This window comes from Raineyella sp. W15-4 (assembly GCF_033170155.1).
Lineage (GTDB): Bacteria > Actinomycetota > Actinomycetes > Propionibacteriales > Propionibacteriaceae > Raineyella.
Genome location: NZ_CP137079.1, coordinates 3,260,983 through 3,274,154, shown reverse-complemented (window position 1 = coordinate 3,274,154; position 13,172 = coordinate 3,260,983). Strand labels below are relative to the sequence as shown.

The window sequence follows — 13,172 nt, the reverse complement described above, 5'->3', positions numbered from 1 at the left end:
GCACCCGCCACCGACCCTCGATCCGCCTGTCGATCAGCGCGTGGTGGCTACCGTTCGTCGGAGTGCGTCGCCCAGCAGGTCAGCTGCCGTTGCACCGAGGATCGAGGTGACCGCCGCCGGTCCCAGCCCGGCCGAGCCGACGAAACCGACCGGATCCTTCTCGGCCAGGTCGAACGGGTGGTCGGTGCCGAGCAGGACCTGGCCGGCGCCGACGGTGTCGACGAGGTGGCGCAGCGCCGCGGGACTGAACACCGCGGTGTCGTAGAACAGCCGGTCGAACAGCTGTGACGGCGGCACCGAGGTGGTGTGCGCGACCGGCTTGCGGTCCCAGCCCATGTCCAGCCGGCCGCGCAGGTCGCCGAGACAACCACCGCCGTGCGCCAGGCACAGCGTCAGTGGCGTACGTTCCAGCACGCCGCCGAACGCCAGCCGGGCCGCGGCGATCGCCGTCTCCATCGGGTAGCCGACGAGTTGGGGGAACCAGAAGTCGCCCAGCCGGGCCGGGTCGGGCACCCCGGAGGGGTGCAGGAAGACGAACGTTCCGCTCGCGCTGAGCAGTTCCCACAGCGGGGTGTTCACGGCGTGGTCCAGGTCCTGGCTGCCGCCCTGCGAGCCGAGGGCGATCCCGGCGCAGCCGAGGATGTCCAGGCAGCGGCGCGCCTCGGCATCCGCGGTCGGCCAGCCCAGCGGCACCGTGCCGAGTGGCAGCAGCCGGCCCGGCGCCGTGGCGCAGTAGTCCACCAGTGCGTCGTTGCCGCGGCGGATCACCTCCGCCACCAGGTCCCCGTCCTGGCAGGTGGTGGCGAACAGGAACGGTGGCAGGGAGACCAGTTCGACGTCGATCCCGGTGGCGTCCATCTCCCGGAGCCGCTCGGCCGGGTCGTGCATCGACCGGGCGACCGGCAGGGGAGCGCCCGGACCGACCCCGGAGATCCGCGGGTCGAGGACGACGATGCCGTCGTCGAGGCGCGACAGGTCGCACAGTCCCTCCTCGGCCAGCCAGTGCAGCACCGGCAGCGGCATCGCGTGGGCGTGGACGTCGATCACGGGTGCGGGGTTCACGGGGTCGGTCATGGGGGCTCCTCACGGTGCCGGTGGCGGGTCGGGGCGGGGTCTCAGCGGACGAAGATGCTGTCGGGTCGCTGCGGGGCCTGTCGGTCCGCCGGCTCGTGCAGGACGACGCCCATGCCGTTGATCCACTCGCCGATCGGTTCGTAGTCCAGCGCGGTCGTGCGGGCCCCCGGCAGTGCTCCGGCGCAGGCCACCCAGGCGCGGACCTCGCCTGTTCCGTTGCCGGCCAGGGCCAGCTCGTCGTTGCCCAGGTCGAGCAGGTCCGGCGGGCAGCCGAGCTCCAGCTGGTGCAGGAACCACAGGTCGAAGTCCTCGTCGATGTCGCCGACGCGCGGCTCACCGACGAAGTGCGACAGGCCGCCGGCGCCCACCACGGCGACCCGGTCCAGGCCGTCGTACGCCCGGATCGCCGCGCCGACCGCGGTGCCGAACTCGTACGCCTGCCGTAGCGTGATCAGCGGCGGGGTGGTGCAGTTCATCACCACCGGGACCAGCGGCAGGTCCGCGCTCGGCGACAGCGCGTGGTAGACGGTCATGAAGCCGTGGTCCACGGTGAGCCGGCTCGACACCGACGGCTGGAAGCCGCGGGTCATCGTCCCGGACAGGATCGCCTCGGCCAGTCCTGGGTGGCCGGGGACGAGGGTCCGGGGGATGCCCAGCCACTTCTCCACCGGGCCGAGATGGCTCTTGCCGACCCCGACACAGAGCTGGGGCAGGTTGTCGAGGAAGAAGTTGGTGAAATGCTCTCCCGACAGCAGCACCACCGCCTGTGCACCGGAGGCCTCGACCCGGTCGCGGACCTGGTCCAGTGCCGCGAAGAACCGCTCCCGCATCGCCGGCGGCGCCGACTCGGGATTCGCCGACATCATCGGCGCGTGCGACGCAGAGTAACCCAACACGATCTCGGCCATCATGCCTCCTGGAGGTCGAGGCCGGTGGTCCGGCCCGGTTCGAGGTGAACCCGGCCGTCGGGCCCCAGCCGGCCGTCCGCCCGGGATCCGAAGCCACGCCACCGCGGCCGGCCCACGACGACGTCGGCTCCGGCGGGGAAGAGCTGCCGGTAGTCGGCGCGTTTCCAGCCGTTGGCCCGGCAGAACGCGTTGATCAGCACCGGATGGACGCCCTGGGTGTGGAAGGCGGCCACGTCGCCGGTGGTGAGGGCCGTACGCTCGGCCTCGGTCAGGTCGTAGCCGTCGACGAGCACCCGGTCCGCGCGCGCGGTGGTGTCCGGCTCCTCGAGCCGGCGCAGATGGTCGAACAGGCACTGCTGCAGCTGGTAGCGGCTCATCGGACCGCCTCCGCGACGGCGGTGGGTGCCGCGACTGCCTCGGACCGCCCGGCCACCTCGGCCTCGCCGGAGGTCGGAACGGCCGAGGTCGCCTCCCCGGTGGGAGCGCCGGACTCCTCGGGCGTCAGCAGATCGTACGGCCAGCCGGTGTAGCACTCGGCGAGGTACTTCATCGAGTCGGTCGAGGAGGTGACCGACATCAGTTCGCCGAGCTGGCGGCGCTCGGTGAAGCTGTTGGCGTCGGTGTGGGTGTGCAGCATCTGGGTCATCCAGTAGCTGAAGTTCTGCGACTTCCAGATCCGCTTGGCGGCCCGGTCACCGTACGTGTCGAGTTCGGAGCGGTCGCCGGTGTGTGCCCAGCGGACCAGCGCGGGTGCCAGCAGCGCGACGTCGGCGAAGGCGAGGTTGAGTCCCTTGGCGCCGGTCGGCGGGACGGTGTGCGCGGCGTCGCCGGCGAGGAACAGGTTGGCGTGCTGCATCGGCTCCTGGACGAAGGACCGGAACTGCAGCACGGTCTTCTCGATGATCTCCCCGCGCTGCAGCCGGAAGCCGTCCGGGCCGGCGAGGATCTCGTCGAACCGGTCCCAGATCTGCTCGTCGGTCCAGTCGTCGGCGACGGTGGCCGGGTCGCACTGGAAGTACAGTCGCTGGATCTCGGGGGTGCGCTGGCTGATCAGCGCGAAGCCGGTCTCGCCGTGGCAGTAGATCAGCTCGTCGGCCTGGAACGGGGTGCGGGCGAGGATGCCGAACCAGGCGAACGGATACCTCATGGTGTGCTTCACCCGCCCGGGCACGAGGTCGCGGCACTTCGACCGCGACCCGTCGGCCCCGACGACGATGCGGCACGAGATCCGCCGGTGCACCCCGTCGGCGTCGGTGAAGTCGATCGTCGGCCGGTCGGTCTCGATGCCCTGTATGAGGGTGTCCGACACCCCGAAGCGTACGTCACCGCCGTCCCGCGCCCGGGTGGCGGCGAGGTCGACGAAGGCGTCGTTCTGCGGGTAGAGCCAGACCGTCTGGCCGACCAGCTTCTTGAAGTCGAGGTGGTGGTTCACGCCGTTGAAGCGCAGGTAGATCCCGGAGTGCTCGTAGCCCTCGGTGGGGATCCGGCTGATCGCGCCGGTCTCGGTGAGCATCCGGACGCTGCCGGCTTCGAGGATGCCGGCCCGCTGGGTGGTGGCGATGGTGTCGTGGCTGCGGGTGTCGAGGACGACGTTGTCGACGCCCTCGCGGGCGAGGAGGTGGGAGAGCATCAGGCCGGCGGGGCCGCCGCCGACGATGCCGACCGTGGTGGTGATGATCTGGGGATCCATGTCCTGTCCTGGGTGTGGTGCTGTTTGGGATGCTAGTCAGGCCGAGCCGGGTCGGCGGTCAGAGCGCGGCGTGCCGGCCGTCGGGGGCCGACAGATCGGTGGGATCGGCCGCCCGGATCGGGCCGGGCGTGCCTGCCCGGCGGGCGGCGTCAGCGGTGGTGCCGTGCGGTGCGGGCGGATCCGCCGGCACCACCAGCAGCGCCAGCAGGCCGAGGACGGCGACGACTGCGAAGAAGTAGAAGCCCCACGGGTGACCCAGCCCGTTCGCGACCAGCGTCCCGGTGACCAGCGGGCCGATCAGGCTGGCGCCGATGCCCACGCCGACCAGCGCGAGGGTGGCCAACAGGGTCGTGGAGCCCGGCGGTGAAGCCGAGGTGGTGGGTGGTCAGCAGGATCGGGATGACGGCGCCCAGGGTGACGAGGTCGAAGCCCTCGAGGATGACGCTGGTCCAGCACAGGGCGGCGGTGAGCACCTGGCCGGCGGAAGCCCGGGTCTGCGGGCGGTCGGCGACGGCCGTCGCCGGGGTGAGAGGGGTCATGTGTGTTGCTCCTCGTCGTTGAGGGTTCCCATGCGGGACGGGCGGTCCGGGACGGTGGGATTCCGTCTGGACTGTGACGAGGCTAAGTGACGTACGTCACCAAAAGCGAATAGATGTTGATCCAGAGGGATATAGATATGCTCTATGCGTGGCGGAGGACCTCAACTCGTTGCGTACGCTGCTGATGCTCTACGAGACGCGCAGCGTCACCGCGTCGGCGGAGCGGCTGCACGTGTCGCAGCCGACGGTCAGTTACACCCTCGGGCGGCTGCGGCGCCGGTTCGGTGACGAGCTGTTCCGGCGGGCCGGCAACACGCTGGTGCCGACCAGCCGGGCGGCGCTGCTCTACGACGCGCTGCGCGAGCCGCTGTCCCGGATCGACCGGGTCACCTCCCAGGCGGCCGGCTCGTTCGATCCGGCGGCACTGCGCGGGGAGTTCGTCCTGGCGCTGTCCTCGATGGGCGAGATCTCCTGGCTGCCCACCATCGTCGAGGCGGTGGAACGGCAGGCGCCCGGCGTACGACTGCGGGTCACCCCGCTGGACGTCGGGTCGGTGGAGGAGGGGCTGGTCCGCGGCGTGGTGGACCTGGCGATCACGATGACGGTGCTGCGGACCGAACGGCTGTGGCGGGAGCCCTTCTACGACGTCGAGTATGTCGCCGTGACCGGCGCGCAGCACCCGCTGGTGCCGGGGGAGGAGGGGCTGCGGTCGCGCCGGTTCGTCGAGGTCGCCGGCCGGGGCGGGCACGTCTTCCTGCGCGAGGCGCTGCACGAGCACGGCCTGGCCGACAGGGTGTTCCTGGTCGTCGACGGCTACGCGGCGGTGCCGCACGCGTTGGAGAGCACCGACCTGGTCGGGCTGCTGCCGCGGTACTTCGCGGAGAACTTCAAACGCCGCCACGATCTGGCGATCCATGCCCTGCCGTGGAAGGTGCCGAGCCCGCCGACCGCCGCCTACACCCGGATGGAGTCCACCCTGTCGCGTGGGCAGGCCTGGCTGCGGGAGGCTGCGGTGGAGGCGCTGCGGACATCGTTGCCGCGGTATGCGCCGCTGGGGTGAGAGGCCAGGTTTCTAGCCGCGCCACAGCGCTGCGATCGGCATCGCCCATAGCCGAGGTCCCAGCGGAAATGTCATCGTGCCGGTGTGGAGGACGATCCCACGGACGAACGTGGCACCGAGCTGGTCGCGGAGCCAGGCCAGGTGCCGGGCGTCGCGCGGGCCGACGGTGCTCGCGGCCTTGATCTCCAGGCCCACGATCTGTCCGGAGGCCGATTCCAGGACGAGGTCGACCTCGCGGTCGCCGTTCTGATCGCGCAGGTGGAAGGCGCTGATCGCAGGAGCGCTGAGTCTCAGCAGGGGCCGCAGCTGGGCTGTGACGAAGGTGTCGATGATCCGTCCCAGCCGATCCCCGTTCGCCAGGAGACCTGCGCGGTCATCGCCGGCCAGATGCATGGCCATCCCGGTGTCGACAATCTGGTATTTCGGTGACTTGACCATCCGGGTGAGTCGATTGGTGCCCCAGGCCGGGAGCCGCTCGATGATCCGCAGACTCTCCAGAAGGTCGAGATAGGACTTGGTCGTGCGGTGGTCGATGTGGGCGACCTCGGTGAGAGCACTGAGGGACGGCATGCCCGCCGTGTTCAGCGCCACGGCGCGCACCAACTCCGTCAGGGCGACGGGGGATCGTACGGTGTCCAGTTCACTCACGTCATGGTGGACGAGTTGCTCGACGTATCCCTCGTACCAGGTGGACCGGGCGAAGTCACTCAGGCCGACGGCAGCAGGGAAACCGCCGCGGACAGCCATGTCCACGTAGTCGACCAGATCGGGGGCACCTGCCAGTGTTCCCGTCTCGGGGTCGGTCGCGGTGAAGAGCCTGGTCAACGGCGAATCCGCGGCAGCTGACTGCTCCAGCTCGCCCTGGGTGAATCCGTACATCGAGACAGGGACGATGCGGCCGGTCGCGGGCCATCCCTCCGTGGACAGTAGTGAGCGGACGCTCCCGGTGACGAGGTAGCTCGCAGGGCCGGCGCCGGTATCCACGGCGCGCTTCACTGCGCCGAGGGACTCTGGGACGTTCTGCCACTCATCGATGAGTACGGGGGGTGTCTGGGTGGCGAGGACGGCATCGGGGGCCGCGCGAAATGCCGCCGCTTGCTCGGGACGGTCCAGTCGGAGGGCTGATCCGGATCGCCGTAGTGCGGTGGTCGTCTTCCCGCAGCCGCGGGGCCCGGTCAGCATGATCGCAGGCAGTTCCCGCAGGAGGGCATCCAGGGCTCGGTCCACGAGCCGTGGGATGTAATCGCCGTTTCTGCTAGTCACGAGCACCTCCGCTCCCTGATGTCGTTTTGGCAGATCTTCTAATGTCAATTTAGCAGGTACTCTGATGCTGTTTTGGCAGGTGTGTTCGCGCTGGCGGGCCGAGGGCCTTCTACTTGGCGCCATCCCTCGGGATCCCCATGGATGGTGGCGGACTTGGGCGGCTGGAGGGACTGGACGATCTTGCGGATCGCCAGCTTGGCCTGATCGCCAGCTTGGCCTGGGAGAAGTGTCGAGAGGTCGGCGAGACGGGCGCTCGTCAGCGTAGGCTCAGTACGTGCGGTGCACCGTGGTCAGCCCGCTCAGTTGGACGGTGCCGCCTTCGTTGAGGTTGGGTGGATCTCTCGGGCCGGTTGCGATCCGTTCACGTGTTGGTGGTCGGGTGCGTCGGCATCCGACCACCCCTTCTTCCTACTGGGTAGTTCTATTGGGTAGGTTCAAGGAAGGGCGATAAGATGTGTCACATTCTCCCCAAGTCCACCTACTGAGCGTCTCCCTTCCCCTAGTGTCGATTCCACAGCACGGAAGCGGTCGGACGGCAGAACGCCACTTTCCCGGCTAGTAGAGAGGGGCTGCCATGGCTCAGGAACTGACACCCGACGACGTCGATGACCTCGGGGTTCTCGTTGACGTCGTGACCGAGGCGACGAAACGTCTATGGTCATCTGGCGACCCTGCTGCGATACCCCGTCGCGCAGTTGGTGGGCCGGGTCGCCTGGATTCGACGTCAATTTCTGTCCAGGCGGTCGTGGAGCAGAGCGTAAGTCGCCAGGTATCCCGGGTCAGTCTCTCGGTCCGGCGTATCAGCAAGGGCCCGGACCGCGTTCGAACCATCCAGTCGAGTGTGTGAAAGGTCACATCCGGTGGCGAGTGCTCGCCTTCTCCATCCGTGACGGCCAGCTTCGGCCTGAGGAACGCGTTTCGTGGTGTGTCGCCTTCCATCGGGCCCTGTTTTGGGGACTGCGCGACGAAGCGCCTTTCCTGCTCATGGGGCACTACCTCCCCGGGCCTGCGACCCGCTCGAGCTTGCCCTCGCCGTTTGCGGCCCCTCAACGAAGATCCCGGGCCGACCCGGGAGGCCCCCGGTCGTCCCTTCGTCGCCGAGGATCACGTTGCAGCCTCAACGAAGGTCCCGGGCCGAAGCCCGGGAGTCCTTCCCGATCGGGGAGACGAGGATCGCCTCGTTGTAGCCTCAACAAAGGTCCCGGGCCGAAGCCCGGGAGTCCGCCATCACCGCCGTGCCGTTCGGCACCGCGTAGTCGCCTCAACGAAGGTCCCGGGCCGAAGCCCGGGAGTCCGCCATCACCGCCGTGCCGTTCGGCACCGCGTAGTCGCCTCAACGAAGGTCCCGGGCCGAAGCCCGGGAGTCCGCGGACCTGATCCTCGTACTCGGTGCGGGCCATGTCGCCTCAACGAAGGTCCCGGGCCGAAGCCCGGGAGTCCAGCAGGTCGGTGGCGGCCACCCGGCCTGGTGAAGGGCCTCAACGAAGGTCCCGGGCCGAAGCCCGGGAGTCGAGCCGGACCGTGCCTCGTCCCAGGGACGGGTCTGGCCTCAACGAAGGTCCCGGGCCGAAGCCCGGGAGTCCACCCGCAACCCCGAGCTGCGGATCATCGCCGGCTCGCCTCAACGAAGGTCCCGGGCCGAAGCCCGGGAGTCTCCACTCATACCAACACACCACACCAGGCTCGTGGCCTCAACGAAGGTCCCGGGCCGAAGCCCGGGAGTCGTCCGCCACCACCTCGGTGGCCACCCGCCCATCCGTGCCTCAACGAAGGTCCCGGGCCGAAGCCCGGGAGTCTCGGTCGTCGCCCCGGAGCCTGGCCAGCAGGTCACGGCCTCAACGAAGGTCCCGGGCCGAAGCCCGGGAGTCCACGTCCGGCTGGCCGCTGAATGGTGGGGCGGGGCAAGCCTCAACGAAGGTCCCGGGCCGAAGCCCGGGAGTCGGGTGAGGTACGGCACCCGTGCCGCGTAGGTGGACGTGCCTCAACGAAGGTCCCGGGCCGAAGCCCGGGAGTCCAGCGCGCCGGCGTACGGCCGCCATCTCCCCGGCGGGCCTCAACGAAGGTCCCGGGCCGAAGCCCGGGAGTCGTCCGGAGCTGTTCTGTGCCTTGATCCGGTACCGGCCTCAACGAAGGTCCCGGGCCGAAGCCCGGGAGTCGTCCGGAGCTGTTCTGTGCCTTGATCCGGTACCGGCCTCAACGAAGGTCCCGGGCCGAAGCCCGGGAGTCGATGTCGCGTCGACCGCGCCCTTGAGGACGATGGAGCCTCAACGAAGGTCCCGGGCCGAAGCCCGGGAGTCTGTAGTCGCGTGGAAGCTCGTCGGACACGACCCGGAGCCTCAACGAAGGTCCCGGGCCGAAGCCCGGGAGTCACCGCCGTCTCGCCCGCACCGACCGCGGCGGTGGCGCCTCAACGAAGGTCCCGGGCCGAAGCCCGGGAGTCTGCCTGACGGAGCTACGGTGGCCGGCCGCCGGCCCCTAGCCTCAACGAAGGTCCCGGGCCGAAGCCCGGGAGTCCAGTCCGGCGGCCGCTATTCCCCCAACGACAGCCCGCCTCAACGAAGGTCCCGGGCCGAAGCCCGGGAGTCCTAGGCCGCCGCGGACCTGTCGATACCCCCGGTGAGGGGCCTCAACGAAGGTCCCGGGCCGAAGCCCGGGAGTCTGCCGGTGGATCTTCGGAGCCAAGGCTGTACATCGAGCCTCAACGAAGGTCCCGGGCCGAAGCCCGGGAGTCCGCCTGGGCCGGCATGGGCACCGGCGGCGACGGCGACGCCTCAACGAAGGTCCCGGGCCGAAGCCCGGGAGTCTTCCGGACGTGTGAATTTACTGAGGTAATCCTCTCCAGCCTCAACGAAGGTCCCGGGCCGAAGCCCGGGAGTCGCACTACCACCCGGAGAGCGGCGAGAAGGTGCTCGGCCTCAACGAAGGTCCCGGGCCGAAGCCCGGGAGTCGCGAGGGGTGGGCGTGGTGATCCCGGCATGATCTGGGCCTCAACGAAGGTCCCGGGCCGAAGCCCGGGAGTCATCGGGGGCAGCACCCGATACCATCCCTAGGTATCCGCCTCAACGAAGGTCCCGGGCCGAAGCCCGGGAGTCCCGCTAATGCCCCCCGGGGACTCCGGTCCTCACATGGCCTCAACGAAGGTCCCGGGCCGAAGCCCGGGAGTCGATTGGAGCACCTCATAACCCTGAGCAATCATGCGTTGCCTCAACGAAGGTCCCGGGCCGAAGCCCGGGAGTCCGTCCCCGCCTTGGGGCGCGGATGACCGGGCCTCGTGCCTCAACGAAGGTCCCGGGCCGAAGCCCGGGAGTCGTCGGTGGCTTGTTCGTCAGGCTGCGCGGGCGCCGCGCCTCAACGAAGGTCCCGGGCCGAAGCCCGGGAGTCGTGCTGGTTCTCCGCCGACAGTTCCGCGAAACGTCCACAGGCCTCAACGAAGGTCCCGGGCCGAAGCCCGGGAGTCTGCCAGCTGCAGCCGATGCAGGCCGTGCCGTCTGCGCGCCTCAACGAAGGTCCCGGGCCGAAGCCCGGGAGTCGAGGCTCAACACGTAGGCCAGTACCCCGGGCCGGGTCAGGCCTCAACGAAGGTCCCGGGCCGAAGCCCGGGAGTCGAGGCTCAAGGGACTGCTCACATTTTGGTTGACTCGTGTTGTGGGTCTCAGGCCGCGAGTGCGATCTGAGGGTTGGTGTTGAGGGTCTCGTACTCGATGGGGGTCAGGCGTCCGAGGCGGCGTTGCCTGCGGCGGCGGTGATAGGTGCGTTCGATCCAGGTCACGATCGCCAGGCGGAGCTGGTCGCGGGTGGCCCAGCGTCGTCGGTCCAACACGTTGCGCTGGAGCAGCGCGAAGAAGGATTCCATCGCGGCATTGTCGGCACTCGAGCCGACCTGGCCCATCGAGCCGGCCAGCCCGAAGAGCTCCAGTTCGCGGCGGTAGGCCTTGGAACCGAACGGGCTGCCCCTGTCGCTGTGGACGACGCAGCCGGCCGGCGGGCGGCGGCGCTGGACGGCGTTGCGCAGCGCAGTGACGGCGAGTGATGCCTTCATGCGTGAGTCGATGGAGTAGCCGACGATCCGGTTGGACCAGACGTCCTTGACGGCGCACAGGTAGAGCTTGCCCTCATTCGTGTGGTGTTCGGTGATGTCGACCAGCCACAACCGGTTCGCCTGCTCGGCGCTGAACTGTCGCTGCACGAGGTCGTCGTGCGCCGGCGGACCGGGACGGCGTCCCCGGTAGGGGGCCTTGCCGAACACCGACCAGATCCGCTGACTCGAGCACAACCGCCACACCCGGCCGCTCCGAGGCCGTCAGGCCCTTCTCGGTGAGTTGGTCGGTGATCAGCCGGTAGCCGAACTCCGGATCGTCATGGTGGACCTTGAGGGCGGCGTTGATCAGGTGCGCCTCGTCCCATTCCCGCTGACTGACAGGGTTCGCCCGCCAGGCGTAGTACGCCTGCTTGGAGAACCCCAGGACCCGGCAGGACACGGTGACGGGGATCTCGTCGGCTGCCAGGTCGCCGATCAGCGGGTGGATCTTTTGGGGGCAGCTCCTTGGCGAAGTAGGCCGCGGCGCGGCGCAGGACCTCGTTCTCCTGCTCCAACTCCCGGGTCCTTCTGCGTAGCGCCTTCAGCTCCGCGTCCTGGCTGGAGGTCACGCCTTCGCGGTGGCCGTCGTCGATGTCGGCCTGGGCCAGCCAGCGCTGTAACGCGGACTTCGAGACACCGAAATCGCGGGCGATCTCCTCGACTGGGGCATCAGAGGCCCGCGCGGCACGGACGACGTCACGACGGAACTCGTCGGGGTACTTCCTCGGCATGGGGTGATCCTTCCAGAGCCAGCTCCCACCGGCTCATTTCAGGAGTCAACCAAACCTGCAGCAGTCCCCAACACGTAGGCCAGTACCCCGGGCCGGGTCAGGCCTCAACGAAGGTCCCGGGCCGAAGCCCGGGAGTCGAGGCTCAACACGTAGGCCAGTACCCCGGGCCGGGTCAGGCCTCAACGAAGGTCCCGGGCCGAAGCCCGGGAGTCGAGGCTCAACACGTAGGCCAGTACCCCGGGCCGGGTCAGGCCTCAACGAAGGTCCCGGGCCGAAGCCCGGGAGTCCGTCTCACCGTGAGCCGCTGCCCACTCAGCCACCGCGCCTCAACGAAGGTCCCGGGCCGAAGCCCGGGAGTCCCGGACTCCGTCCTTTGGGTGACTGGCTTCTCCAGAGCCTCAACGAAGGTCCCGGGCCGAAGCCCGGGAGTCCGTCGTCGCGGCACCCCACGTTGCCACCGCAATCTCGCCTCAACGAAGGTCCCGGGCCGAAGCCCGGGAGTCTTCGCCAGGCCGATGTCGACGGGCATTACGGGTCGAGCCTCAACGAAGGTCCCGGGCCGAAGCCCGGGAGTCACCCCAGACCAATGGGTCGACGACCATAACTGCGGGCCTCAACGAAGGTCCCGGGCCGAAGCCCGGGAGTCCCTGTGGGCGACCCCCGCCGATCCCCCAGTCAGTCTCTGCCTCAACGAAGGTCCCGGGCCGAAGCCCGGGAGTCTTCCGACGCGAATAGCGCGCCCCATGAACCGGTGCCGCCGCCTCAACGAAGGTCCCGGGCCGAAGCCCGGGAGTCCAAGGGGTGGGAGTGTGATGTGCCCCACGCAGATCGCCTCAACGAAGGTCCCGGGCCGAAGCCCGGGAGTCCCGGTTGGCTTCACGGTGCAAGCTACTCACTCAAGGCCTCAACGAAGGTCCCGGGCCGAAGCCCGGGAGTCCATACGTCGACCTTCCTGTCCTAGTTTGTACTACAAGCCTCAACGAAGGTCCCGGGCCGAAGCCCGGGAGTCACTGTCTTGGCTTCTGCGGCATCTATCTGCTCTGCAGCCTCAACGAAGGTCCCGGGCCGAAGCCCGGGAGTCGGGCCCCAGGAAGGGCTCTACGAGGGCAGGTGGGGACTGCCTCAACGAAGGTCCCGGGCCGAAGCCCGGGAGTCGACCAGATCCGCCGCACCCGCCCGGACGGGACCGAGCCTCAACGAAGGTCCCGGGCCGAAGCCCGGGAGTCAAGGCAAACGCTGTCGGCACCGCTAAGGACTACTTGGCGCCTCAACGAAGGTCCCGGGCCGAAGCCCGGGAGTCCCGAGCGGTTGGCCCGCACGATCAGATCGTCCACGTCGCCTCAACGAAGGTCCCGGGCCGAAGCCCGGGAGTCCTCGGCACCCCTTGACGGCTCGGGTGCACATGTCCAGGCCTCAACGAAGGTCCCGGGCCGAAGCCCGGGAGTCCGGCTGAGTGTGAATCCAGTGGAAACTGGTCGATCAGCCTCAACGAAGGTCCCGGGCCGAAGCCCGGGAGTCACCTGGGGCGCCTGCTCCAGACCGGCGTTCAGCCGCCTCAACGAAGGTCCCGGGCCGAAGCCCGGGAGTCCTCGACTGGCTCCCCATCGTCAAATCGGCAACTGTTGCGCCTCAACGAAGGTCCCGGGCCGAAGCCCGGGAGTCGAGGACGCGTGGCCCGACATGTCCGCCGCCTCATGAGCCTCAACGAAGGTCCCGGGCCGAAGCCCGGGAGTCGCGGGTCGCCCATCAGGCCGCTGCTGCCCCACACGTCGCCTCAACGAAGGTCCCGGGCCGAAGCCCGGGAGTCGCGGGTCGCCCATCAGGCCGCT

Annotated in this window: 7 protein-coding genes, 1 pseudogene and 2 CRISPR repeat arrays (1 of these 10 running past the window's edge); of the genes and pseudogenes, 1 reads left to right on the top strand and 7 read right to left on the bottom strand. The window is 69.3% G+C overall.

Going from position 1 to position 13,172, the window contains the following annotated elements; genetic code table 11:
• Nucleotides 1-33 precede the first annotated feature (33 nt).
• The 5 genes from R0145_RS15215 to R0145_RS15195 are packed head-to-tail and all read right to left on the bottom strand — an operon-like array spanning nt 34 to nt 4,015.
• Nucleotides 34-1,074 carry an amidohydrolase family protein gene (locus R0145_RS15215; RefSeq protein WP_317837721.1) on the bottom strand — a complete coding sequence of 347 codons (1,041 nt, stop codon included), beginning with the start codon at nt 1,072-1,074 and terminating at the stop codon, nt 34-36.
• Between the two features lie 41 nt (nt 1,075-1,115).
• Nucleotides 1,116-1,982 carry a hypothetical protein gene (locus R0145_RS15210; RefSeq protein WP_317837720.1) on the bottom strand — a complete coding sequence of 289 codons (867 nt, stop codon included), beginning with the start codon at nt 1,980-1,982 and terminating at the stop codon, nt 1,116-1,118.
• Nucleotides 1,982-2,359, bottom strand: a complete 378-nt coding sequence (locus R0145_RS15205) for a hypothetical protein (RefSeq protein ID WP_317837719.1) — start codon at nt 2,357-2,359, stop codon at nt 1,982-1,984. Before R0145_RS15205 ends, R0145_RS15210 begins: the two co-directional genes overlap by 1 nt.
• Nucleotides 2,356-3,672 (bottom strand): 4-hydroxybenzoate 3-monooxygenase, encoded by a 1,317-nt coding sequence (locus R0145_RS15200; RefSeq protein WP_317837718.1) that lies wholly within the window; start codon nt 3,670-3,672, stop codon nt 2,356-2,358. Before R0145_RS15200 ends, R0145_RS15205 begins: the two co-directional genes overlap by 4 nt.
• 58 nt (nt 3,673-3,730) lie before the next feature.
• Nucleotides 3,731-4,015, bottom strand: coding sequence for a hypothetical protein (locus R0145_RS15195; protein ID WP_317837717.1), 285 nt, complete (start codon nt 4,013-4,015; stop codon nt 3,731-3,733).
• A 344-nt stretch (nt 4,016-4,359) separates the two neighbouring features.
• Between R0145_RS15195 and R0145_RS15190 the strand changes: the two genes are divergently transcribed.
• The gene (locus R0145_RS15190; RefSeq protein WP_317837716.1) at nt 4,360-5,271 is read left to right on the top strand and encodes a LysR family transcriptional regulator; all 912 of its coding nucleotides are present in this window, start codon (nt 4,360-4,362) and stop codon (nt 5,269-5,271) included.
• Nucleotides 5,272-5,283: 12 nt separating this feature from the next.
• Here the strand turns inward: R0145_RS15190 and R0145_RS15185 are convergent, their stop codons facing one another.
• Nucleotides 5,284-6,453, bottom strand: coding sequence for an ATP-binding protein (locus tag R0145_RS15185; protein ID WP_317840261.1), 1,170 nt, complete (start codon nt 6,451-6,453; stop codon nt 5,284-5,286).
• Nucleotides 6,454-7,648: 1,195 nt separating this feature from the next.
• Nucleotides 7,649-10,139: a CRISPR direct-repeat array (repeat unit 36 nt; unit sequence GCCTCAACGAAGGTCCCGGGCCGAAGCCCGGGAGTC).
• A 47-nt stretch (nt 10,140-10,186) separates the two neighbouring features.
• A pseudogene (locus tag R0145_RS15180) lies at nt 10,187-11,343 on the bottom strand (IS3 family transposase).
• A gap of 101 nt (nt 11,344-11,444) precedes the next feature.
• A CRISPR array of direct repeats spans nt 11,445-13,172; the repeat unit is 36 nt; unit sequence GCCTCAACGAAGGTCCCGGGCCGAAGCCCGGGAGTC (it continues 1,487 nt past the right edge of the window).